At 68.8% G+C, this 22,870-nt stretch carries 16 protein-coding genes; 5 read left to right on the top strand and 11 right to left on the bottom strand.

Annotated features, from left to right (window positions below):
- Positions 1–64 precede the first annotated feature (64 nt).
- From ASG43_RS17015 to ASG43_RS22320, 4 genes are all read right to left on the bottom strand, one after another.
- Positions 65–3,247 carry an efflux RND transporter permease subunit gene (locus tag ASG43_RS17015; RefSeq protein WP_056507891.1) on the bottom strand — a complete coding sequence of 1,061 codons (3,183 nt, stop codon included), beginning with the start codon at positions 3,245–3,247 and terminating at the stop codon, positions 65–67.
- Between the two features lie 26 nt (positions 3,248–3,273).
- The gene (locus ASG43_RS17010) at positions 3,274–4,539 is read right to left on the bottom strand and encodes an efflux RND transporter periplasmic adaptor subunit (RefSeq protein ID WP_056507651.1); all 1,266 of its coding nucleotides are present in this window, start codon (positions 4,537–4,539) and stop codon (positions 3,274–3,276) included.
- Between the two features lie 237 nt (positions 4,540–4,776).
- Positions 4,777–6,432, bottom strand: a complete 1,656-nt coding sequence (locus ASG43_RS17005; RefSeq protein ID WP_056507649.1) for a PRC-barrel domain-containing protein — start codon at positions 6,430–6,432, stop codon at positions 4,777–4,779.
- A 185-nt stretch (positions 6,433–6,617) separates the two neighbouring features.
- Positions 6,618–6,782 (bottom strand): DUF1328 family protein, encoded by a 165-nt coding sequence (locus ASG43_RS22320; protein ID WP_082491022.1) that lies wholly within the window; start codon positions 6,780–6,782, stop codon positions 6,618–6,620.
- Positions 6,783–7,082: 300 nt separating this feature from the next.
- On the opposite strand from ASG43_RS22320, the gene ASG43_RS16995 reads away from it, so the two are divergent.
- The 3 genes from ASG43_RS16995 to ASG43_RS16985 all read left to right on the top strand — a co-directional run bounded on the left by ASG43_RS16995 (position 7,083) and on the right by ASG43_RS16985 (position 10,916).
- Positions 7,083–8,024 (top strand): diacylglycerol kinase family protein, encoded by a 942-nt coding sequence (locus ASG43_RS16995; RefSeq protein ID WP_056507889.1) that lies wholly within the window; start codon positions 7,083–7,085, stop codon positions 8,022–8,024.
- A 431-nt stretch (positions 8,025–8,455) separates the two neighbouring features.
- On the top strand, positions 8,456–10,126 hold the full coding sequence (gene leuA / locus ASG43_RS16990; RefSeq protein WP_056507645.1) for a 2-isopropylmalate synthase: 1,671 nt from the start codon (positions 8,456–8,458) through the stop codon (positions 10,124–10,126).
- Between the two features lie 136 nt (positions 10,127–10,262).
- The gene (locus ASG43_RS16985) at positions 10,263–10,916 is read left to right on the top strand and encodes a hypothetical protein (RefSeq protein ID WP_056507644.1); all 654 of its coding nucleotides are present in this window, start codon (positions 10,263–10,265) and stop codon (positions 10,914–10,916) included.
- 6 nt (positions 10,917–10,922) lie between these two features.
- Here ASG43_RS16985 and ASG43_RS16980 read toward each other — a convergent pair whose 3' ends face one another.
- Positions 10,923–12,086, bottom strand: a complete 1,164-nt coding sequence (locus ASG43_RS16980; protein WP_056507643.1) for a benzoate/H(+) symporter BenE family transporter — start codon at positions 12,084–12,086, stop codon at positions 10,923–10,925.
- A 378-nt stretch (positions 12,087–12,464) separates the two neighbouring features.
- Positions 12,465–13,424, bottom strand: coding sequence for a metallophosphoesterase (locus tag ASG43_RS16975; protein ID WP_056507642.1), 960 nt, complete (start codon positions 13,422–13,424; stop codon positions 12,465–12,467).
- On the opposite strand from ASG43_RS16975, the gene ASG43_RS16970 reads away from it, so the two are divergent.
- A complete protein-coding gene (locus ASG43_RS16970) occupies positions 13,407–13,931 on the top strand; it encodes an NUDIX domain-containing protein (RefSeq protein ID WP_082491021.1) in 525 nt (174 codons plus the stop codon). The genes ASG43_RS16975 and ASG43_RS16970 overlap by 18 nt on opposite strands.
- 19 nt (positions 13,932–13,950) lie before the next feature.
- On the opposite strand, the gene ASG43_RS16965 is transcribed toward ASG43_RS16970, so the two are convergent.
- Positions 13,951–14,934 carry a glutathione S-transferase family protein gene (locus ASG43_RS16965; protein WP_056507886.1) on the bottom strand — a complete coding sequence of 328 codons (984 nt, stop codon included), beginning with the start codon at positions 14,932–14,934 and terminating at the stop codon, positions 13,951–13,953.
- Positions 14,935–15,157: 223 nt separating this feature from the next.
- Between ASG43_RS16965 and ASG43_RS16960 the strand changes: the two genes are divergently transcribed.
- Positions 15,158–15,709: an N-acetyltransferase gene (locus tag ASG43_RS16960; protein ID WP_244488142.1), complete on the top strand. Its 552-nt coding sequence runs from the start codon at positions 15,158–15,160 to the stop codon at positions 15,707–15,709.
- Here the strand turns inward: ASG43_RS16960 and ASG43_RS16955 are convergent.
- Genes ASG43_RS16955 through ASG43_RS16940 form a run of 4 tightly spaced genes read right to left on the bottom strand, consistent with a single transcriptional unit; the run spans position 15,706 to position 22,619 of the window.
- Entirely contained in the window at positions 15,706–17,784 is a 2,079-nt protein-coding gene (locus ASG43_RS16955) for a hypothetical protein (RefSeq protein ID WP_056507636.1), read from the bottom strand. The two genes, ASG43_RS16960 and ASG43_RS16955, sit on opposite strands and share 4 nt — an antisense overlap.
- Positions 17,781–20,666 (bottom strand): DUF4159 domain-containing protein, encoded by a 2,886-nt coding sequence (locus ASG43_RS16950; RefSeq protein WP_056507635.1) that lies wholly within the window; start codon positions 20,664–20,666, stop codon positions 17,781–17,783. Before ASG43_RS16950 ends, ASG43_RS16955 begins: the two co-directional genes overlap by 4 nt.
- A complete protein-coding gene (locus ASG43_RS16945) occupies positions 20,666–21,595 on the bottom strand; it encodes a DUF58 domain-containing protein (protein ID WP_056507634.1) in 930 nt (309 codons plus the stop codon). Before ASG43_RS16945 ends, ASG43_RS16950 begins: the two co-directional genes overlap by 1 nt.
- A gap of 7 nt (positions 21,596–21,602) precedes the next feature.
- Positions 21,603–22,619, bottom strand: coding sequence for a MoxR family ATPase (locus ASG43_RS16940; RefSeq protein ID WP_056507884.1), 1,017 nt, complete (start codon positions 22,617–22,619; stop codon positions 21,603–21,605).
- Positions 22,620–22,870: the final 251 nt, after the last annotated feature.

Below are 22,870 nucleotides of genomic sequence, written 5' to 3'. Positions count from 1 at the left end.
GATGTCTCCAATGCACCGGGAGCCTGAGACATTCGCAAGCGTCGTTTGCAATGCCTCTTGAATTTCACTCCGCCGGCACGGCCCCGCCCGCTCCCTCGCCGCGCTCCCGCGCCATCCTCTCGGCCGCGGCGATGTCGCGGACGAGGGCCGCGGACTTCGCCGCGTTCGGCGACCAGAAGCGGCCGAAGATGAGATAGGCGACCGGCGTCACGAAGAGCGTCGCGAAGGTGGCGAGCCCGAGCCCGCCGACGATGACGTAGCCGAGCGAGACGCGCGCCTCCGCGCCGGCACCGGTTGCGAAGATCAGCGGCACGCCGCCGACGACGGTCGCCACCATCGTCATCATGACCGGGCGAAGACGAACGAGCGAGGCTTCCTCCGTCGCCGCGCGAAGGCCCATGCCCTCCTCGCGCAGCTGGTTGGCGAATTCCACGATCAGGATGCCGTTCTTCGCCATGATGCCGACGAGGAGAACCAGCCCGATCTGGCTGTAGAGATTGAGGCTGATCCCGAAGAAGGCGAGGGAGAAGACCGCGCAGGCGAGACCGAGCGGCACGACCGAGATGATGATGAAGGCCGAGACGAAGCTCTCGAACTGGGCGGCCAGCACGAGGACGATGATGACGAGGGCGAAGCCGAAGACGAGCGTCAGCCCGCCCGACGTGTCCGTCAGCGTCTTCGCCTCGGCCAGCGGCAGGAGCCGCATCGTGGCGGGAACCTTGTCCTGCGCGAAAGCCCGCACCTCGTCCCAAGCCTGCTGGATCGGGTAGCCGTCCGGGAGATTGGCCTGGAGCGAGACCGCCCGGGACCGGTCCTCCCGCGTGAGGGCCGGTGCGATCGGCTGTTCCTCGACCTTGGCGACGGTCGACATCGGCACGAGCCGGCCGTCCCTGGCCTTCACGAAGATGTTGGCGAGATCGCCGGGATCGTTGATCGGCGTCGAGGTGGCGACGAGCTTCACCGGAACCTGCTTGTCCTCGACATAGGTCTGCGCGATCTCGCGCCCGTCGAGGAGGGCCTGGATGGCGGTGGCGAGCCCGTCGATGTCGATGCCGAGATCGGAGGCGCGGGCGCGGTCGATTACGACGGAGAGCTGCGGCTGCGTCGCGTCCTGAGCCAGCTGCACGCGGCCCCAGCGTCCGTCCCGCTGCATGGCCGCGAGAAGGCTATCGGCGGTTTCGGCGATTTCCCGGAAATTCTGCCCGGCGATGGCGAACTGAAGTCCGCGGCCGCCGCCGCGGATGCCGAGAGAATTGGGCTGGATGGCGACGGCCCTCACGCCCGCGACCTGCCGGAGCTTGCCGTTGATCTCGGCCACGATCGCCTGCTGCGTGCGCTCGCGCACCGACCAGTCGGCGAGGCTCAGCACCATGAAGCCGCTGTTGGCCGCGCCGCGTCCGGAAATGGCGAAGACGTTCGTCGCCTCGCCCGAGCGCACATAGGGCATCACGATCTCCTCGATGCGCCGGAGCTGACCGGCGGTGTAGTCGAGGCTGGCGCTTTGCGGCGCCGTCACGCTCATGAGGACCACCCCGCGGTCCTCGCTCGGCGTCAGTTCCTGCGGCAGCGTCAGGAAGGTCAGGTAGGCCGCGAAGGAGAAGGCCGCCGCGGCGACGACGACGAGGAGCGGCAGGGCAAGGCACGCGCGAAGGCAGACCGCATAGGCATGGGCGAGAAACGAGCCGAAGCGGCCGATCGCCCGGTGGAAGAGGCCGGGCGCCGCCTCGTCCTCGCGCGACTTCAGGAACCGCGCGGCGAGCATCGGGCAGAGCGTCAGCGCGATGAAGGCCGAGATCGTCACCGATATCGCGAGCACGAAGCCGAACTCGCGAAACAGGCCGCCGGCCGCGCCGGGAAGGAAGGAGATGGGAACGAAGACGGCGGCGAGCGTGGCCGTCGTCGAGATCACGGCGAAGAACACCTCGCGCGTGCCGATCACCGCCGCGGCCTGCGGGCTCGCGCCCATGTCGCGATGGCGCACGATGTTCTCGAGCACGATGATCGCGTCGTCGACGACCATGCCCGTCGCCAGCACGAGGGCGAGGAGCGTCAGGATGTTGATGGAGAAGCCGACGAGATAGATGAAGGCGATGACGCCGATCAGCGCGATCGGCATGGTCAGCGCGGGAATGATCGTGGCGCGGATGTTGAGAAGAAAGAGAAAGATCACCGCGACGACGATCACGACGGCAAGGCCGAGCGCGAGCTCCACCTCGTGGATCGCGCCGTCGATGAAGACCGCGTCGTCGCTCGTCACGCGCACCGACACGCCGTCCGGCAGGGTCTGGTTGAGATTGGCGACCTCGCGGCGGATTCCGTCCGAAATGTCGAGCGTCGAGGAGCCGGCCTGCCGCACGACGCCGAGGCCGATGCCCGTCTCGCCGTTCACCCGCTGCTGCGAGGCCGCGTCGTCCGGCCCGAAGCGGACACTGGCGACGTCTCCCAGTCGCGTGCGCTCGTTGAGGAAGATCCGTTCGAACTCCTCCGGCGAGGTAACGTTCGCGTCCGCCCGCACGATAAGGTCCTGCGTCGGGGAGGCGAGGGAGCCGGCGGGCACGTCGAGCGCGACATTGGCCAGAGCCGAGGAGACGTCGCCGAGCGTGAGGCCCCGCGTCGCCAGCCGGTCCGGTTCGATGTCGACATAGATCAGCCGTTCGCGCTCGCCCGAGAGCTGGAGATCGGCAACGCCCTCCACTGCCGCGAGCTGGTCGGAGATCCGATCCTCGACGAGCGTGGTGAGATCCTCGATCGCCATGCCGGGCGCGAGCACGGCAAGACGCATGATCGGCTGCGCGTCCGCGTCCGCCTTGACGATGCGCGGCTCGTCCGCTTCTTCCGGCAGGCTGTTGGCGATGCGGCTGATCGCGTCGCGCACGTCGCTCGCCGCCACGTTGAGATCGACGTCGTCGGAGAATTCCACCGTCACTTGGCTGTCGCCGAAGCGCGAGCGGGACGAAACGCCGACGATGCCCGAGACGCGCGCGACGGCGCTCTCGACCTCGCTGGTGATCTGTCGGTCGACGGCGTCCGGCGAGGCGCCCTCGAAGGCGATCGAGACGGTGATCACCGGCCGATCGACATTGGGAAGCTCGCGGATCTCGACCGCGTTGAAGGCGGCGAGGCCTGCCACGACGATCAGGAGATTGATGACGATCGTCAGGACCGGCCGGCGGATGAAGAGGCTGGTGAAGGCGGTCAGCCCGTCCGGCTTCGCCGGCGGTGGATCGATCGTTTCGACGTTCCTCATCGCGGCCCGGTCCGTTCCGTCGGCGCTCATCGGGTCGTCGACCCGCTGGGTGCGCCGGACGTGCCGCCTTGCGCGACCTCGGCGGCGGCGGGCGTCTTGGATCCTGCATCGGCCGTCGGCGAACCGACGGGCGCGACCCGGTTCTGCACCTCCACCTTTCCGCCCTCGCGGACCGATTGCAGTCCCTCGACGACGACGCTGTCCCCGGCCTTCAGCGTGTCGGAGGCGACGAGCACCTTGTCGATGGTGCGCTCCACGATCCGAACCGGCGTCTTGGCGACGTCGCTGCCGTTGATGGTCCAGACGATCGGCCCGCTGCGCTCCCATTGGACGGCGAGCGGATCGACGGCGAGGAAGCGCTCGCCGGCCAGCGCCAGATTGATGGCGAAGGACATGCCCGGACGCAGTTCGTCGTTCGGATTCTCGATCGTCGCCTCCGATCGCAGCGTCCGGCTGGCCTCGTCGAGGCGGCTTTCCAGCGCCGTGATGCGGCCGGGATAGGTCTTGTCGGGACGCGCGACGCTCTGGGCCTCGATCGGGCCGTCGATGGCGAGCTCTTGGACGAAAGCCTCGGGCGTGTAGAAATTCACCTTGAGGCGTGTGCGGTCGTCGACCGTCGCGATCAGGGTCTGCCCTGTCACGAGGTCGCCCGTATCGACGCCGACGATGCCGACACGCCCGTCGAAGGGCGCGCGGATGGTGCGCTTGCCCAGCGCGATCTCCGCGCCGCGAAGGTCGAGACGGGCGTTTTCCCGCTCGCGGGCCGCATCCGTCACCTCGACGGCGGTGACCGCCCGAGACGCCTGGAGCCGGGCGACACGCTCGACCTTTTCCTCGGCCGCGTCGAGCGCGAGCCGGGCCCGCTCGACCGCGACGGTCTCGGTCTCGTTTTCGAGCACGGCCAGCACGTCGCCCGCCGCCACCGCGTCTCCGGACTTGAAGGGCACCGTCTGGATGATGCCGGAAACGTCGGGATAGACGGTGACGGAGCGCTCCGCCTCGCCGGTCCCGATCGCGCGCATGCGCGTGCGCGTCTGCGCTTCCTCCACCTGTCCCGCGACCACGACCGCCGCGCCCCCGCCGCGCGGGCCGCCGGCCGGCGATCGCGTGGCGCCGATCGTCTCTTGCTTCGGCTCGGCCGAAATCGCCGTGATGCCCGTCCGAACGAAACCGGGCAGCGGCAGGTCCGCCGCCAGAAGAGCCTGACCGGGACGTGCGTCGAGCGCCATCCAGCCGGCGCCGCCGACGACGATCACGAGGATGGTGACGAGGATCTGCTTCAGAAAGCCCATGCGGCGTGGATGCTCCGGTTGCGACCGTCGGGACGGTTGAGGGACAGGCTACAGGAGGTTGGCGGAAAGCTCGCCATAACTTTTCGTAAGAACAGCTTGTGAATACGATGTCGCAGGGGGCGGTGCCGGACATCATCCGACATGCCGCGCCTCCGAGTCCGGCGCATGGCACCGGACGCAAAAAAAGGGCCCGCCTTGCGGCGAGCCCTCTTCGTATCCGTGGTACCGGATTTGCGCTTACTGGGCCGGAGCGGTCGCCGGCGCTGCGGCATCCGCGCCGCCGGCCGGCAGCGTCGTCGTCGGCGTGATCCGCATGGTCGCGCGGTTCTCGGCGTAGGACTCGCGATTGAACTCGGGCGCCTGCTTCAGCTGGTCCTCGGTGAAGGCCGTGTAGAGATACAGCGACCCGCCGTTGTCCTTCATGAACTGAAGGTTGTCCATGGCGACCGCGACCGGCTTGGCGCCGAGCCCGAGGAAGCCACCGACATCGACGATGACCGCATCGACCTGACCTTCAGGTGTCAGAGCGATGTCGCCGACCTCGCCGATCGAGCGATCGTCCGGGCCATAGACCTTGGTGCCGACGAGACGCTCGGAGGTCAGATCCGCGCCGGTCGCCTGCGTCATCGAGGCGCGATCGGTCTCGCCGCTGGTCGAGGCCGTGGTCGCGTTGTCGGTGCCCGTCGTGGTGGCGGCGGCCATCGAATTGTCGGCGCTGGTCGCGGCCGTTCCGGCGGCCGTGGTCACGGCGCCCGCGGCGGCACCGGCAGCGGCACCCGTGGCGGCCGCGCCGTCATTGACCGTGTTCGCGGCCGTCTGGGCTGCGCTGCGGGTCTCGAAGGTCGGCGCGTTGGTCAGCTGTTCCTTCGTGGCGGCCAGCACCGGACGGACGTCGTCGCCGTCGTCGTCCATTGCCATCTGCAGATCGGCGAAGGGGACCGCGACGTTCTTTTCGCCGAGGCCGAGGAAGCCGCCGACGCCGATCACGGCAGCTGCAACCTGTCCGTCCTTGCCGATGACGAGATCGTTCACGTCGCCGATCGAATCCGCATCGTCGGCCGGGCCGGAATAGACCTTCTCTCCGACGATGTCGTCCGCCAGGTACTGGTCGGCCGCCGCCATGGCGAGATAGCCGTTGGCGTCAGGCGTTCCGGCGGTCGTGCTGGCGCCTGCGGTCGAGGTCGCAGCCGCACCGGTCTCAGGAGTCATGACGGCGGTGCCCGTCGCAGGCGCCATTGCGCCCGTTCCGGTGGCGGGTGCCATCGTTCCGGTACCCGCGGCCGGCGCCATCGCGGTGTCGGTCGTGCCGGTGCCGGCAGCCGGCGCCATGGCACCATCCGTACCCGTACCGGTCGCGGGCGTCATCGCACCGCCGGCGGCGGCTTCACGAGCGTTGTCGTCCTGGAACGCGGGCGCCGCGGTCAGCTCCTCGCGCGTCGCCGTCAGCACGGCGCGCAACTGGTTGCTCTGGTCCATCGACCAAGTCACCTTCTCGAACGGTACGGCGACGGTCTTGTCGTCGTCGAGGCCGGCCGTGTCGACGATCGCGGCGACCACCTTGCCGTCCTTGCCGATCAAGAGATCGTCGATCTCACCCGCCGATGCCGCGTCCGCCGCACCGCTCTGATAGAGATTGAGACCGTCGAGCTGCGTGGCGAGCCACTGGTCGGTTTCGACGCGCTGGAGATAGTTTCCGCCGGCGGCCGCGGTCGTGGCGGCACCACCGGACGACATGGCGTCCGACGACATGGCGCCGGTCGTTGCGGCAGGCGCGGACGAGTCCGCAGCGGGAGCGGCTGCCGGAGCCGTCGTGGTCGTCGTCGTGTCCTGCGCGAAGGCGCTGGTGGCGATGACGCTGGCAAGGGCCGTCGTCGCGAGAAGCTTGCGAATCATGGCGGGTTTCCTCGTCTAAAACAGGGGATTGATTGGCGGCATCCGCTCGAACGCTGTCGTTCGTCGATGTCGCGTCTACACAGGGAAGAGAAGTGGAAAGGCAGGCTGTTGGTTCCGCGAACCGCGCCAGTTGCGCCCCTTTTCGCGATGGGCCGGGTCACTGTCGCCGCGATCGCGGAGCGATGTCAGGCGAAGACGAGGAAGCCGAAAAGGACAAGCACGAGAAGGCCTGCCAGCACGATGAAAATCAGGAACTTGGCAAGCCCCGCCGAAACGCCGGCGACGCCCTGGAACCCGAGAAGGCTGGCGATCGCGGCGACGATCAGGAGGATGACGATCCATTCGATCACGGGATGAAGCTCCGGCGCTGCGCCGCGGCGGATCGCCGGGCTGGGGAAGACCGCGATGGAACGAGCGGTCCCGGTCGAAGTTCCTCGCCGTCGGCTCGCAACGCCCGTCGATCCGTCGGCTCGCAACGCCAAGGGGGAGGGCGGCGTTCGGCGTTGAGTCCGGCAGGTTGGGTCGGGCGATTCATGTTGCCGTGTCGCCGTTCGCGGCCATTTCTCGCAACACACGTGCCGCGCATGTTCCCCGAACGGCGAGCGGCATCATCGAAGAACCATCGGCCGCTCGGCCGGGATCGGATGTCCATGAAGATTGCCGTGATCCTCAACCGCGACGGCGGAACCCTGAAGACGACCGATCTCGACGCATTTTCCGAGTTGATCGAGGGTGAGTTCAAGCTGCATGGCCACGAGGCCGAGGTCGCCCGCGTCGCCGGAAGCGAGATCGTGGCCGCGATCGAGGCCGCCGCGAAGCGGACCGACATCGACGTTCTCCTCGTCGGCGGCGGCGACGGCACGGTCTCGACCGCGGCAGCCTCGCTGATGGGCAAGCCGGTCGCGCTCGGGATCCTGCCCGCCGGCACGATGAACCTCTTCGCCCGCACGCTCCAGATCCCGCAGGCCTTGCCGCAGGCGGTCGCTGCCCTGGCCGACGGCATCCTCGTCGACGTCGACATCGCGACCGTCAACGGCGAGCCCTTCGTCCACCAGTTCGCCGTCGGCATGCATGCCCGCATGGTTCGCCTGCGCGAGCGGCTCGACTACGGATCGCGGTTCGGCAAGATGTTCGCCACCACCCGCGCCATCCTGACGACGCTCCGCTCGATGCCGAAGATCGAGATCGAGATCGACATGGACGGCGAGAGGCGGCGCTTGAAGACGCCGGCCCTCGCCATTTCCAACAATCTCTACGGCGAATGGCATCTTCCCTACGCCGACGATCCGCGCGGCGGCGAGCTCGGCATCTACATCTGCACGACGCGCAGGGTCGGCGCCGTCGCCAAGCTGACGCTCGACATCCTCTTCGGCAACTGGCGCAACAATCCCTCCCTCGCCGTTCACCGCGCGACCCGCGTCGTCGTGGACTATCACGGCCGCCACCGGCACCACCGGGCGGTGCGCGACGGCGAGCTGTCCGATGCCCGCGAACAGTCGGAGATCGTCCTGCATCCGAGAGCGCTGAAGGTTCTGGCGCCGAGGGAGGCGAGCTATCTGACTCAGGCCGAACGAGGGGAGGCGGCGGCCTGATGCTGCGCTGCGTCAAGCATTTCGCCGGCCGCCGCGCGAAAGCGCTTGCAACGCGTCCGCTTTGAGGTAGCTTCGTCGCATGAACTTCGCGCCCGCCCTGATCCTCGTTCTGACCCTGTCGCTCGCGACCGGTCTCGGGCTAGCGCGCACCCCGAAGCTTCTCCTTCTTCGCACGCTTAGAAGCGATCGTCGGACCCGGTAGTTCAAGGGGCGTCCGGCGGTCGAGCCGGTCGCGACACGCGCACCCAGCCCCTTCGGCTTGCCACGATCACCGAAACATCCGAAGACGCGCGCGGCGGCCCTTGCGACGGGCGCCCCGTCTTCCGACGAGCGACGAAGGTTCACGATCCATGTCCGCCCCACGCACGATGACTCCGCCCGAAGCTGTCGACGGTCGATCGGCCGCAGGAACGTCGGGCGCGCCCTCCGCCATGGCGAAGGCCGCCGCGAAGTACCAGCCCTATCCCGCCGTCGACCTCTCCGACCGCACCTGGCCTTCCCGGCGCATCGAGACGCCGCCGATCTGGTGTTCGGTCGATCTGCGCGACGGTAACCAGGCGCTCGTCGATCCCATGGGACAGGAGCGCAAGGAGCGCTTCTTCCAGCTCTTGAAGACGATGAACTTCAAGGAGATCGAGATCGGCTTTCCCTCCGCCTCGCAGACCGATTTCGACTTCACCCGCTGGTGCGTCGAGGAGGGTGGCGTCGCGGACGACGTGTCGCTGCAGGTCCTCGTCCAGTGCCGACCCGACCTCATCAAGCGCACCTTCGAGAGCCTGGAGGGCGCACGCCGTCCGATCGTCCACTTCTACAATTCCACGAGCGAGCTTCAGCGCCGCGTCGTCTTCGGCAAGGATCGCGCGGGCATCCTTGAGATCGCGACCGACGCCGCCAAGCTGATCACCGACATGGCGGCCAAGGCCGGCGGCGACTTCCGCTTCGAATACTCCCCGGAGAGCTTCACCGGGACGGAGCTCGATTTCGCGCTGGAGATCTGCAACGCCGTCGCCGAGGTCGTGAAGCCGACCCCCGAGAACCGCCTGATCCTCAATCTGCCGGCCACCGTCGAGATGTCGACGCCCAACATCCATGCCGACCAGATCGAGTGGATGAGCCGCCATCTCGACAACCGCTCCTCGATCATCCTGTCGCTGCATCCCCACAACGATCGCGGCACCGCGATCGCGGCGACGGAACTCGGCCTGCTCGCCGGCGCGGATCGCGTCGAGGGCACGCTCTTCGGCAACGGAGAGCGGACGGGCAATGTCGATCTCGTCACGCTCGCCCTGAACATGATGACGCAGGGCGTCGATCCCGGGCTCGACATCACCGACATCAACCACGTCCGGGAGGTCTACGAACACTGCAACCAGCTCGCCGTCGGCGAACGGCACCCCTATGTCGGCGAGCTCGTCTACACCGCCTTCTCCGGCTCGCATCAGGATGCGATCAACAAGGGCATGAAGGCCGCGCGCACGTCGAACAAGCCCTATTGGGAGGTTCCGTATCTGCCGATCGACCCGCAGGACGTCGGCCGGTCCTACGAGGCGATCATCCGCATCAATTCGCAATCGGGCAAGGGCGGGATCGCCTATGTGCTCCAAGCGGATCACGGCCTGAACCTGCCGCGCAACCTGCAGGTGGAGTTCCGCGAGGACATCCAGCGCATCACCGACGAGGAAGGCCGCGAACTGCCCGTGAAGCGGATCTACGAGCGCTTCATCGAGCGTTACGTGGAACAGCCGGGCGCGCGCCTGAAGTTCCTCGACCATCACACGCTGCCCGATCCCGATCGTCGTGGCGCGCGGATCGTGGAGGCGACGATCCTCGACGAGGGCGTCGAGACGAAGATCGAGGGCCGGGGCACCGGCCCCGTCGACGGCTTCGTGGATGCGCTGAACCGGTATCTTGGCCTCGACATGGCCGTCGCGGACTATTCGGAGCACTCGCTGCAGCGCGGCTCCAACGCGACGGCGATCGCCTATATGGAGATCGAGCACTCCGGTGGCCGTCTCTTCGGCGCGGGCATCAACCAGAACATCGTCGCCTCCTCGCTGGAGGCCGTCGTGTCCGCGGCCAACCGGATCCTGTCTGGCCGGTGACCGAACGACCGAGGCGTCTGCGCTCTCGCGGCCGTGATTTTTTGCGGCCGCGAGGGGCGGAGCCCGGTTTTCCTTCGCCCCTTCCGGCCCTATGGTAAAGAAAGTATTGAAGCGACGGATCGAATCGAGGGCCGCCATGAGCGACAGCCGGGACAACGTGTCCTCGTTGAAGGGGAGCCGAAGGCTCGCCGATGCGGTGCGCGCTGCGAAGATCACCGCCGCCCAGCGCAGCGACGTCGTCGTCGACATCCGGGAGGCCGACCGGGCCCGGCTGGAGATCTTCGCCGAGGAGATGCAGCCGATCGTCGACGAGATGCCGGCCGGCGACGACCTCTTCGACTTCACCATTTCCGGCGGTCCGCAGCCCCGCTACTGGGTGGACGGCACGTCCCACGTCTCGATGGCGCGGGACCGGCGCACCTATCGGTTCGTGCGCGAAACCCGCATCGGGCGGGTGACGCTCGCGGAATCGACGCATCCGCGCGAGATCGCCGATCGCGTGCTCGCCTATGTCGCCGAGCGGATCGTCGAGCGCGACAAGGCTTTCGCCGAGACGGACGGCTTCGGCCGCCCGGCGCGGACCGAGGCACGCGGCGGCGAACGTGGAGAGGATCGGGGATGGTCGCTGCGCGACGCGGCGACCGCCGGTCCGTTCGGGATCGGCAGCGGTCTGCGGCTGAAGCTTCCGACGATCTTCGCCTATGCGATCAGCATCCTCGTGATCGGCATGTTCATCGGCGTCGCGGCCTTCATCGGCATCACCTCGATCTTCGGTCTCGCTCCGAGTTGAGCCGTTTCAACCCGGGGCTCGACCGATCCGCGTGACGGCGAGAACTGCCGCACCGGCGAGAAGGCCCCAGAAGGCGGAACTGATGCCGAGGAAGGCGATGCCGGACGCGGTGACGAGAAAGGTCACCGTCGCGGCCTCGCGCTCCTCGATCCTCGCCATCGCCGCTTGCAGCGCGCCGGTGAACGCTCCGATGAGGGCAAGCCCCGCCACCGCCTGGATCAGCACCGGCTCCAGCGCGGCGAACGCTGCCACGAGCCCCGCGGCGAGGCCGAAGACGACGTAGCCGCCGCCCGACACCACGGCCGCCCAGTAGCGTCCCTCGCGGTCCGGTCCCGCCTCGTCGCCCGCGCAGATCGCCGCGGTGATCGCGGCGATATTGACCGCGTGTCCGCCGAAGAGGGCGCTGACGGCGCTGAAGAGGCCTGTCGTGCGGAACAGCGAGCCGGCCTCCGGCGCGTAGCCGTTGACGCGAAGGATCGCGAGCCCCGGAATGTTCTGAGACGCCATGGTCACGAGAAACAGCGGCAGCGACAGGCCGATAATGTCCGTTGGATCGAAGGTGGGAAGAACGAAGATCGGATGCGGCAGGAGGGTCGCGTCGGCGCCGGGAACGCCTTTGCCTGCGATGATCACGACGACCGCGACGATGGCGGCGACGGGAACGGCGAGAAGCCGGCGGATCCGGGTCATGACGAGCCAGCTACCCGCGACCATCAGACCGGACAAGGGATCGCTTGCGACCGCCCTCACCGGGGCGAGACAAAGGCCGAAGACCACGCCTGCCAGCATGGCGCTCGCGATGGAGGCGGGGATTGCGGCGATGATGCGTCCGAGCGGACGGAAGAGGCCGGATGCGACGACCAGCGCGGCTGCGACGATGAACGCGCCGACCGCTGCGGGAAAGCCGCCTTCCGGCAGGGCCGAGGTCGCCAGAAGCGCCGCGCCCGGCGTCGACCACGCGACCGAGATCGGCATCTTCGTGCGCAGACTGAAGAGGATGCCGCAGAGTCCCATGGCGATCGACAGCGCCATCAGGCCCGACGCCGCCTCTTCCTTGCTCGCGCCGACCGCCGTCAATCCCTGCAGGATCACCGCGAAGGAGGAGGCGAAGCCGACGAAGGCGGCGAGAAGGCCGGCGGAGACGGCGGCCGTCGTCGGGGGATGCGTCATGTCGGGGTGTCCCGGTCGTTCGCAGGCGGTTCCGTGGCGCTTCACATCCGCCGTCCGGCACGCGCGTTGCCCTCGATGGGACGGGACCCGCGAGCGAGGAGCCGGCGCGAGGATGACGATGTGGAGCGCGCGCGTCGTGTCCTACGCTTCGCATGATCCCGGATGCAACCCGGTGAAAGGGGATCGGCGATCGCCGATGCCGAGTGGCCCTGTCCGATCGATCATCCTGCGTGACGGGAAACGCCGTCCGCCGGGTTCCCGTCGTCCCGGTTGGCCGGATTTGGCTTGCAGCCTCCGGCCCCTCGAGCCTTCCCGAACGCCTTTGGCCTGATCGGACAACCCGCCCGCGCGTGCGGGTTTGCCTACGATGCCGATGGATCAGATCGCGCCGACGGCCGGCTTGGCGTCGGCCTTCGGTCCGACGTCGATCGCGTCGCCGTTGCGCATCAGCCGACGATGGCGGATCCAGTCGATGCCGCTCCCGTCGGCGCGAAGTCCGCGTTCGTGCTGGGTCACGGTGAACTGGCCGGGTTCGCCGTCGATCTCGAAGATATTGTAGCGGGCGGCCGGCTTGGCGGAGCCTGCATTCTGGCTCGCGGAGGGGACGCCGACGACCGGGACGAGCCCGTCCGTGCCCGCGAGCCAGTTCACCGTGTCGAGATGGGTGTGGCCGTGCAGCACGAGATCGGCGCCGACCTCGCGCAGGACCTTGGAGAAGAACTGCTTCCCGATCAGGCGCTTGTGCCAGGAGGTCGAGCCGGAGATCGGAGGGTGGTGGATCATCACGACACGGAAGAGCCCGAGCGCCTTGGCCGCCTGGAGTTGCTGTGCGAGCGCCAGCGCCTGCCAGCGCTTGAACGTTCCGGTGGCGAGGAAGGGTGCGGTCGCCTCCGCGCTCGACGTTCCGCAGATCGCGACGTTGCCCCGGACGCGCATGTAGGGAAAGAGCCTGCCGATTTCCGGCGACGGATCGTCGCCCAGCATATAGTCATGCCACTCGCTGCAGGCGCGCCGGAGCGCGCCCGGCACGTAGGCATCGTGGTTGCCGGGGATGACGGAGACGAAGGTCGGCGCGCCGAGATCCTGCAGCCAGAGTCCGGCGGCCTTGGTCTCCGTCTTGGTCGCGAGATTCACGAGATCGCCGGTGACGGCGATGTGATCGGGGGACTGCGCCTTCAGATCGGCGACGAGAGAGATCAGCGTGTCGCCGAACATCATCCGCCGCCGGTTGCGGTGCCAGTTGACGTAACCCGTGATGCGCTTGGACGCGATCTCCCGAAAGGAGAGCTCCGGCAACGGACCGAGATGGATGTCTGAGAGATGAGCGAGTCGGAACATGTTGCCTCATCTAGCCGGGATCATGGTCCTGGGAAGACCGGGCCCCTTGCCAAACCGAGCCTGAAGATCCGGCTTTTCCACTGGGCGCATCTCGCGCGCCGCCCCCTGACGCTCGGCGTTCGCGCGCTCGCCTTCGATCCGACCGGTCGCGTTTTTCTCGTGCGCCACACCTATCTGCCCGGCTGGCATCTGGCCGGCGGTGGCGTCGATGCCGGCGAGACCACCGAGACGGCCGTCGCACGCGAACTCATGGAAGAGGGCGGCGTCTCCCTGGACGCGCGCCCGGCTCTCGTCAGCGTTCATTTCAACCGGGCCGCCTCGCAGCGCGATCACGTTCTCGTCTATCTCTGCCGCGACGTCCGTCAGGCTGCACCGAAGGCGCCCGATCTGGAGATCGCGGACAGCGGGTTCTTCGCTCTCGACGCGCTCCCCACGGGGACGACGCCCGCGACGCTCCGGCGCATCGCCGAGCATCGCGGCGATGCGCCGGTCGATCCCCACTGGTGAGGTCGAAGGCTGCGGCGCCTCAGGGCATCGCGTCGAACCGCCCGCGATCGTGGGGCGCCGACAGATCGATCTCCGGCCCCAGCGGCACGATGCCGGTCGGGTTGATCATCCGGTGGCTCTGGTAGTAGTGGCCCTTGATGTGGTCGAAATCCACGGTTTCGGCAATTCCGGGGACTTGATAGAGGTCACGCAGGTAATGGGAGAGATGCGGATAGTCTGCGATCCGCCGCAGGTTGCACTTGAAATGTCCGACATAGACGGCGTCGAAGCGGACGAGCGTCGTGAACAGGCGCCAGTCGGCCTCGGTGATCACGGTCCCCAAAAGATATCGCTGGCGTGACAGGCGCTGCTCCAGCGCGTCGAGCGTGTCGAACAGCGCATGGAACGGAGCCTCGTAGGCGGCCTGCGTCGTCGCGAAGCCGCATTTGTAGACGCCGTTGTTGACCCGGTCGTAGACCTCCGCATTCACCGCATCGATCTCCGCGCGCAGCCCGCTCGGATAGAGATCGACCGACGTGTCGCCGAATGCGTCGAAGGATGCGTTCAGCATCCGGATGATGTCGGCGGATTCGTTGTTGACGATGGTGTTGTCGACCCGGTCCCAGAGAACCGGCACGGTGACGCGGCCCGTATAGGTCGGATCGGCCGCGGCATAGACCTCGTAGAGGCGCTTCGCGCCGTTGATCGCGTCGGGCGTCGCACCCGGTCGGTCGGAGAAGATCCAGCCCTCCTCGGCCATCAGGAAGTCGACGACCGATACGGAAATGACCTCCTCCAGCTTCTTCAGGCGTCTGACGATCAGCGTCCGGTGAGCCCAGGGACAGGCGAGGGAGACGTAGAGATGATAGCGCCCGGCTTCGGCGGGATATCCGCGTTGCCCGTCCGGCCCCGGTCCGCCATCTCGTGTGACCCAGTTACGGAAGCTCGACGCCTTGCGCTCGAAGGCCCCGCCCTTCGTCTCGAACGCCCTGTCCTGCCACTGACCGTCGACCAGTAGGCCCATCGTCATGCTCCATCGGTTGGTGTCCGCCCAATGGGGCGAAAGGAGATGGTCGAAGGTTGGACCACGGCGCATTCGAATGCTATGGCGAAACGACCGGCCCCGGCGGGCCGACAGCGAAAGCCGGCGTCATGCTGCGACGACGATCCATGGCAAGCCCCGCCAAAGGAGCCTTCTGCGACCGGCCCCGCGTTTCCTGTTGAGGACGGCGGAGGACCGACCCTCCTTGCCAGACCGGACCGCCGCCCTGATGCTGCAGCAACATCCCGATGTTCGCTTTCTGCCTGAAATGCCCGTTCATGCCGATGCCGTCGCCGACATCTCGGAAGAGGCATTCGGTCCCGGTCGCTTCTCGCGCGCCGCGGAGCGCGTGCGCGAAATGGCGGGGCACGAGCCCTCGCTCTCCTTCGTCGCCGTGCTCGACGGCGCGATCGTCGGCTCGGTGCGCCAGTCGCGCATCCGGATCGGCGAACGCCCTGCCTTGATGTTGGGGCCGCTGGCGGTGCGCCCGCCCGTCATGGGGCGCGGCCTCGGCGCGGCGCTGCTCGATGTCGCGGCGCGGGCCGGTCGCGATGCCGGCGAGACCGTGATCCTCCTCGTCGGCGATCCCCCCTATTATCAGCCGCACGGCTACCGGGTCTTGCCGATCGGCTCCGTGACGATGCCGGGTCCCGCCGATCCCGCCCGGATCCTGGCGCTTCCGCTCGTCGCGGGTGCGCTCGACGGGCTCTGCGGTCGCGTCGGATCGCGGACGGTTTGGCGTCAGGTCGGTCTCTAGCGCCCTTCGCGGTACCAAGTGGCCGATACGGCGAGCAGAAGGATGCCGAGCCCGAGGAAGCCGGCGAAGAGCGGCGTCCGGTCGACGCCGCGCAGCACCGTTTCCTCCGTCGTCTTCAACCCGATCCAGTCCCGCCCTTCCGCATCCGCCCGGCCCCGGATCGGCACGATGCGCGGCACGGAAACCGCGCCGCCGTCCGCGACGCGGCGGACGCTGCCGCGCGTCGCATCCGCGATGGGCTGCAGCTTGGCCGTCGTCGACACCGCCTCGCGATACTCCCGGGGATTGACGGGTCCGACATTGGCGAGCGCGGAAAGGTCGCCGTTCGCGGCCTGATAGAGGCCGAGCTCGGTCGTTTCCAGCGTGCCCTCCCACCGACCCGCGCCGATCTCCGTCAGCGGCACGTTGACCGCGCCGCCCGAAGGCGTGACGACGGTCGCCGGGCCGGGATCCTCGCCGATCGTCTGCCGCGTGACGACGAGCGCGGAGCCGCGCGACTCGGCGTCCAGCGCCTCCTCGTCGAGCTCGGGCTCCTTCATCAGCCAGTGCGCGAGCCGGCGGAAGAGCGCCACGTGCGGGCCGCCCCCTTCGAAGCCGCGCGACCACAGCCAGCCCTGGTCCGAGAGGAGGAGGGCGACACGCCCTTCGCCGGCACGGTTGAGGACGAGCAGCGGCTTGCCGTTCGGCCCGTTCATCACTGTCTCGCCCTCGGGTTCGCCGACGTCGATCGAGCGGAACCATTCGCTCCAGTCGGGCGGCGTCGAGCCGGAACCGGGCAGTTCGCGCGTCACGGGGTGCTTTCGGCCGAGATCGGAGAGCGTCGGACGGAACGGCGTCGTCTCGATCTCGCCCGTCGGCAGCGCCGGCAGGATCGAGGCGAGCGAGGTCGTCGCGACCGAATCTTGCCCGGCATATTCGGGGCCGGATGCGATCAGGAGCGCGCCGCCGTTCTCCACGTATTGCGCGATATAGTCGAAGTAGAGCGCCGGCAGAACGCCGCGACTCTGGTAGCGATCGAAGATGATGAGGTCGAAGTCGTCGATCTTCTCGACGAAGAGTTCGCGCGTGGGAAAGGCGATGAGGGACAATTCGTCGATCGGCGTGCCGTCCTGCTTTTCCGGCGGGCGCAGGATGGTGAAATGGACGAGGTCCACCGAGGCGTCGGACTTCAGGAGATTGCGCCAGGTGCGCTCGCCGGCATGCGGCTCCCCGGAGACGAGAAGCACGCGCAAATTCTCGCGGATGCCGTCGACCACCGCGATCGCGCGGTTGTTGACCGGCGTGATCTCGGCCGGATCGCGCGCCACCGAAACTTCGAGAATGTTCTTGCCGGCGCGCGGCAGGCGGAAGGTCAGCTGCGCCGGGGAGCCCGGCACCGCCTGTTCGCGCGAGATGAGCTCGCCGTTCAGGAACGCGCGGACCTCGACCGGCGTCCGCGATGCTCGGGGGCCGTCCTCGATCACCCGGTAGGTCAGTTGCTGGTCCTGCTCGACGAGGCCGAAACGCGGGCTGTTCTCGATCTCGATCCGCCGGTCGAACTCGTCCGCCCGTCCGGTGACGAGCGCGTGGACCGGCGCGTCGAAGCCAAGTGCGGCGGCTTCTGCGGGAATGTCGTGGACCTGCCCGTCCGTGACGAGGATGGCGCCGGCGACCCGCGCGGGAGCGACGTCCGACAGGGCGCCGCGAAGAGCCGAGAAGAGCGCCGTCGTCGCATCGTCGCCCGGGCTGGCGGAGGCGTTCGCCTCCACCGTTCGGAGCTCGAATTCGGGAAAGCGCTCGAGGCTCTGCTTCAACGCCTCGGCCGTCGCGGTCGCCTCGGCGTTGCGCGCCTCGATGCTCTGGCTCTGCGAGCGGTCGACCACGAGCGCGACGACGCTCTTCAACGGATCGCGCTCCTCCCGCAGCACGACGGGGTTGAGAAGCGCGAGGAGGAGCGCGGCCAGCGCTGCCGCACGCAACAGCCCACCCCGCAGCCCCGACAGAATCATCGCCGCGGCGAGCAGCAGGGCGACGACGGCGAGGATGGCGAGAACGGTCCATGAAAAGAACGGCGCGAAGGCGATCGACCAGCTCATTGGCCCAGCCTTTCCAGAAGCGCCGGCACATGGACCTGATCGGCCTTGTAGTTGCCGGTGAGGACGTACATCACGATGTTGACCCCGGCGCGATAGGCGTATTCGCGCTGCGAGGGATCGGAACTCTCCGTCGGATAGAGGAAGAGCCCGCCGTCGTCGACGGCCCAGGCGCTGGCGAAGTCGTTCGAGGTGATCATGATCGAGGAGACGCCGTCGCCGGCATTGGCCGGACGGCTCGCCGCGTTCGCATCGCGCACCAGCGCCTCGACCCAGAGGTCCGATCCCGTGTGGCGGCCGGGAAAGTCCTTCATGATGTAGAAGGACTTGGTCAGCACATGGTCGCTCGGCACCGGCTCCAGCGGCGGGATGTCGAGATCGGCGAGGATGTCGCGCAGGCGGCGTTGTCCCGGCGAGACGGCGGCGCCGTCGAGCGAGGAGAGTTCGTCGTCGCGCACGTCGAAGAGAACGGTGCCGCCCTGCTTCATGTAGCCGTCGACGCGGCTGATCGCGGCGGCGTCCGGCATCGCCGACGCCGCGTCCACCGGCCAATAGAGGATGGGATAGAAGGCGAGTTCGTCCGTCGCGATGTCGACGCCGACCGCCGCGCCCGGCTCCAGCGCCGTCTTCGCCGCGATGAATTGCGAGAGCCCGTCGAGCCCGCGCCGCGAGATCTCGTCCGCCTGGCTGTCCCCGGTCTCCACATAGGCGAGATGGGTCGTCTCCGTCGCCGCGATCGCGGCTTGCGCCCGCGCCGTTTCGTCCGCAGACGTCGGTGCGGGAGTTTGCGCGAAGGCCTGACCGGACGGCAGCACCACGCCGCCGAGCAGGGCGATGGCGAGGAGGGGCATGACGGCGCGCCGGCCTGGCAGACGCTGCACCAGGCGGCGTCCCGCGCCGTTCAACCAGAGCATGGCGATCGCATCGAGGAGGAAGAGGACGAGCGCGCCCGCGAAGAGCCAGGGCGTCAGGTCCACCGTGCCCTCCCGGCCGTATCCGCGTTCGGTCGCGGGAACGCCGAGCACGTCGGCGGGGAGGGGCGTAAGGGCGGCATCGGGGCCGAGAAGGTTCAAGGCGGTGTATCCATCCTCGCTGCCGTAGAGGCCGGGCGGGTTCTGAAGGCTGGGAACCGGTGCGCCGGCGCCGAGGACGAGCGGCTGCACCTCAGCCCCGGGCGAGACGAGACGTCCGTCCGCGCCAAGGACCCGGTAGGGCGAGAAGCTCTGCGTTACGGCGGGGGCCAAGGGTTCGGCCGTCCCGGCAGGCGCCGCTGTTCCGGCGGTCTGCGTCGCTGCCGGGCCGCCGGAGCGCGAAAGGGTGACGATCCGGCGCAACATGTCGACGAAGGCGCCGGAGATGGGAAGGTTCGACCAAGTCGCCTCCGCCGTGACGTGGAAGAGCACGATCGTTCCCGCGCCCACCGTCTCGGCCGTGACCAGCGGGGTTCCGTCGACGAGGCTGACCCAGGTCTTTTCCGCGAGATCCGCCGAGGGCTCGGCGAGGATCTGGCGCGACACGGTGACGTCCTCGCCGAGCGCGATCCCCGAGAGCGGGCTCGTGGCGGCGATCGGCGCGATCGTCTGCGGCTCCGACCAAGAGAGCGAGCCGCCGAGCTGCCGCTCGCCCGACCGAAGGCGGACCGGCACGAGGGGATCTTCTCCCGTCGTCGCCGCGAGGCGCGGTCCGGCGAAGCGCACGAGCACGCCGCCGGTCTCGACGAAGCGGCGCATCGCGGCCTCCGCCGGCTCCGGCATGACGCCGATGTCGGCGAGAACGATGACCGAGGGACGCCGCTGGATCAGCGCCGGCACGGCGGTCGCGAGATCCGCGCTTTCGGCGCGCGCTAGATCGGCGAAGGGCTCGAGCGCGCGCGTGATGTAGTAGAGGGGCGACAGGAGCGGCTGCGCGGCGTCGGCCGTCTCGCCGGAGACGAGGCCGACGCGGCGGCGGCGGAAGCTGTCGTCGACGAGCCGGACGGACCCGGCGTCGCGCGCACCCTCGACCTCGATCCGGGCGATGTCGTTGCGAAGCTCCACCGGGATCGCGAAGCGCGCCGATGCCTTGGCCTCGCCCGCCGCGAATTCGAGCGGCGCGCGCCCGACCTCGCGTCCCTGCGCGTCGAGGGCACGCAGCGTCGCCGAGCGGGGATCGGGCGAGGGCGTCCCCCGGACCGCGTCGACCACCAGGGCTTCGGTCGAATTGTCCGCGCCGGTGAGGCCGACGAGACGGGAGATGTCGGGACGATAGAGCAGCGCTTCCCCCGCGCCGAGCGCGCCGAGCGACGCCAGGGCCTCGCCGGCGCCGGGCGAGTCGAGGCCGTCGGCGAGAATGGCGAACGATCCCGGCACGGAGCCGCCGAGCGCGGTGGTCAGCCGGGACGCGGCGCTTGCGCGGTCCGTCGATATCGGTCGAGGCTCAGCGGCGGCGAGGCGTTCCAGCGCCGTCGCGGCCTCGACAGGGGTCGCGTCGTCCGCGGAGCCTTCCGCGGACAGAGCGAGGGCCACGGGACGTCCGGCTTCCCCCGCCTCGCGCACGAGGTCGGCGGCGGCATCGCGCCGGGTCTCGAAATCGCCGGACGAGGCCCAGCCGTTGTCGAGAAGGATCGCGACCGGTCCCGAGCCCGTCAGGCGTCCGTCGCTCGGGTTCAGCACCGGCGCGGCCAGCGCGAGGATCACGAGGGCTGCCAGGAGCAGTCGCAGAAGCGTCAGCCACCAGGGGCTCTTGGAGGGTGTTTCCTCGGTTTTCCGGACCTCTGCGAGGATGCGGAGCGGCGGAAACGCCTCCATCTGCGGGCGCGGGGGCGTCAGCTTCAGGAGCCACCAGATCAGGGGCAGCGACAGGAGGCCGAAGAGGACGAGCGGCGCTCCGAGGGATAGGCCGCCCATCAGCCGCGTCCTCCCTGCGCCATGTTCGGTATGGCCTGCGGCACGCCGCTGAGGCGGCTGTGCACGGCGACCAGCGCTTCCGAGGCGAGCCGGTCCGTGCCGTGCGGCACGAAGCTCCAGCCGAGCCGCCGGCAATGCTCGGCGATGTGCGCCCGCCGGGCGGCGAAGAGATGCAGATAATCCGCGCGCAGCGTCTCGGCCCGGCCCGCCGTGAGCTTGGCGCCGGTTTCCGGATCGCGGAACTCCGTCCGTCCGGCGTAGGGAAAGCTCTCCTCGGCGGGGTCGACGATCTGCACGAGATGGCCCCGGATGCCGCGGCGGCCGATCCGGTCGATCTTCGCCACGACCTCCTCGACCGGATCGAGAAAGTCGCTGACGAGCACCACTTCGCTGAAGCGCTTCAGCCGGTCGTCCGGCGGGAACCCGTCGCCGGGTCGATTGGTCAGGAGCGCCGCGGCGATCCGCTCGGCGGCGTTGCGGGCCGAGATCGGCTGCATCACGCCGGGATATCCGACCCGTTCGCCCGACCGTGAGAGGAGATCGGCGAGAGCGAGGACGAGCACGAGCGCGCGGGATTCCTTGGAGACCTGCGCGGTCGAGGATTTGTAGAGCATGGAGGGCGAGGGATCCGCCCAGAGCCAGATGGTCTGCGCCGCCTCCCATTCCTGGTCGCGCAGATAGAGGCTGTCGTCGCGGGCCGAGCGGCGCCAGTCGATGCGCGAGACCTCGCCGCCGTCGACGAAGGGGCGGAATTGCCAGAAGTTCTCGCCCGTGCCGCGCCGCCGGCGGCCGTGCCATCCCGCGATCACGGTCGAGACGACGCGCTGCGCTTCGACGAGGAGGTCCGGCAGGAGCGCCGCGCGCTGGCGGGCGCGCGACAGCGCGTCACCCGAGGAGGTGAGGTCGACCGTCCCGCCGATTTGCGCCATCGTCCCCTCAGCTCCGGACCGCGTCGCGTTTCAGGGCGGCGATCACGTCGCGCACGCTCATGCCTTCGGCGCGTGCGGCGAAGTTCAGCGCCATGCGGTGCTGCAGGATCGGCTCGGCCAGCGCCATCACGTCGTCGATCGACGGGGCGAGGCGGCCCTCGTAGAGCGCGCGGGCGCGCACGCAGGTCATCAGCGACTGCGAGGCGCGGGGACCGGGGCCCCAGGCGATATGCGCGTCGGCTTCCTTGTGGCCGTTGCCGGGGCGCGCCGAGCGAACCAGTGTCAGGATCGCCTCGACGACGCTCGGCGCCACCGGCATGCGCCGCACCAGCGACTGGATCTCGCGCAGCCGAGCGGCGGTGAGGACCGGGACCGCCTTCTGCTCGTTGGAGCCGGTGGTCTCCAGCAGGATGCGGCGTTCGGCCTCGAGATCGGGATAGAGCACGTCGACCTGCATCAGAAAGCGGTCGAGCTGCGCCTCGGGCAGCGGATAGGTGCCCTCCTGCTCCAGCGGATTCTGCGTCGCGAGCACGTGGAAGGGCGCCGGCAGGTCGTGCCGCTCGCCGGCCACCGTCACATGGTATTCCTGCATGGATTGCAGCAGGGCCGACTGCGTGCGCGGGCTCGCGCGGTTGATTTCGTCGGCCATCAGGAGCTGCGCGAAGACCGGCCCCTTGATGAAGCGGAAGGAGCGGCGGCCCGTCTCGTCCTGGTCCATCACCTCGGAGCCGACGATATCGGAGGGCATGAGGTCCGGCGTGAACTGAATGCGCCGCGCGTCGAGGCCGAGCGAGACGCCGAGCGTTTCGACGAGCTTGGTCTTGGCAAGGCCGGGAACACCGACGAGAAGCGCATGGCCGCCGGCCAGGATGGCGATCACCGTCTGCTCGACGACGCTTTCCTGGCCGAAGATCACGCGGCCGACCGAACCCTTGACGCGGGCGATGTCGGCGAGGGCGGCTTCCGCCAGCGCCACCATCTCGCCGGCGTCGAGCGTCGTGTCCTGGGGCGCGTGAATGGTCATGTCGGGAAACTCCTGGGATCCGACGCTGCAGGCGTCCAAGCGGCCGGCGGACCGGGAGCCGCACCGGCCTCGACGCCGGCTTCAGTAGAGGCCGGCGGGCGGCGTGCTGACAAGCCGGGCTTTCGCAACTATTTCGTGACTGCGAAGGCGGGCCAAAATAAGACCTTCGGGATGCGCTCCCCCGTGCCGGCGGCGCGTGGGACAGCCTGTCGCGGCTGCATCGCCGGACGGTCGAGACGATCCGCGCCATT

It is taken from the genome of Aureimonas sp. Leaf454 (assembly GCF_001424685.1).
In the GTDB taxonomy this organism is placed as follows: Bacteria; Pseudomonadota; Alphaproteobacteria; order Rhizobiales; family Rhizobiaceae; genus Plantimonas.
Note: the sequence above shows the minus strand (reverse complement) of the source record. Positions and strands in the feature narration are given on the sequence as shown.

Excerpts from the sequence above, each read along its gene's own strand:
- ASG43_RS17015 (WP_056507891.1), bottom strand. The coding sequence starts at position 3,247 with ATGAGGAACGTCGAAACGATCGATCCACCGCCGGCGAAGCCGGACGGG.
- ASG43_RS16995 (WP_056507889.1), top strand. The coding sequence starts at position 7,083 with ATGAAGATTGCCGTGATCCTCAACCGCGACGGCGGAACCCTGAAGACG.
- ASG43_RS16940 (WP_056507884.1), bottom strand. The coding sequence starts at position 22,619 with ATGACCATTCACGCGCCCCAGGACACGACGCTCGACGCCGGCGAGATG.
- ASG43_RS16965 (WP_056507886.1), bottom strand. The coding sequence starts at position 14,934 with ATGGGCCTACTGGTCGACGGTCAGTGGCAGGACAGGGCGTTCGAGACG.
- ASG43_RS16950 (WP_056507635.1), bottom strand. The coding sequence starts at position 20,666 with ATGGGCGGCCTATCCCTCGGAGCGCCGCTCGTCCTCTTCGGCCTCCTG.
- leuA (WP_056507645.1), top strand. The coding sequence starts at position 8,456 with ATGGCGAAGGCCGCCGCGAAGTACCAGCCCTATCCCGCCGTCGACCTC.
- ASG43_RS16955 (WP_056507636.1), bottom strand. The coding sequence starts at position 17,784 with ATGAGCTGGTCGATCGCCTTCGCGCCGTTCTTTTCATGGACCGTTCTC.
- ASG43_RS16970 (WP_082491021.1), top strand. The coding sequence starts at position 13,407 with ATGAGCGAGTCGGAACATGTTGCCTCATCTAGCCGGGATCATGGTCCT.
- ASG43_RS16975 (WP_056507642.1), bottom strand. The coding sequence starts at position 13,424 with ATGTTCCGACTCGCTCATCTCTCAGACATCCATCTCGGTCCGTTGCCG.
- ASG43_RS16985 (WP_056507644.1), top strand. The coding sequence starts at position 10,263 with ATGAGCGACAGCCGGGACAACGTGTCCTCGTTGAAGGGGAGCCGAAGG.
- ASG43_RS17005 (WP_056507649.1), bottom strand. The coding sequence starts at position 6,432 with ATGATTCGCAAGCTTCTCGCGACGACGGCCCTTGCCAGCGTCATCGCC.
- ASG43_RS17010 (WP_056507651.1), bottom strand. The coding sequence starts at position 4,539 with ATGGGCTTTCTGAAGCAGATCCTCGTCACCATCCTCGTGATCGTCGTC.
- ASG43_RS16945 (WP_056507634.1), bottom strand. The coding sequence starts at position 21,595 with ATGGCGCAAATCGGCGGGACGGTCGACCTCACCTCCTCGGGTGACGCG.
- ASG43_RS16980 (WP_056507643.1), bottom strand. The coding sequence starts at position 12,086 with ATGACGCATCCCCCGACGACGGCCGCCGTCTCCGCCGGCCTTCTCGCC.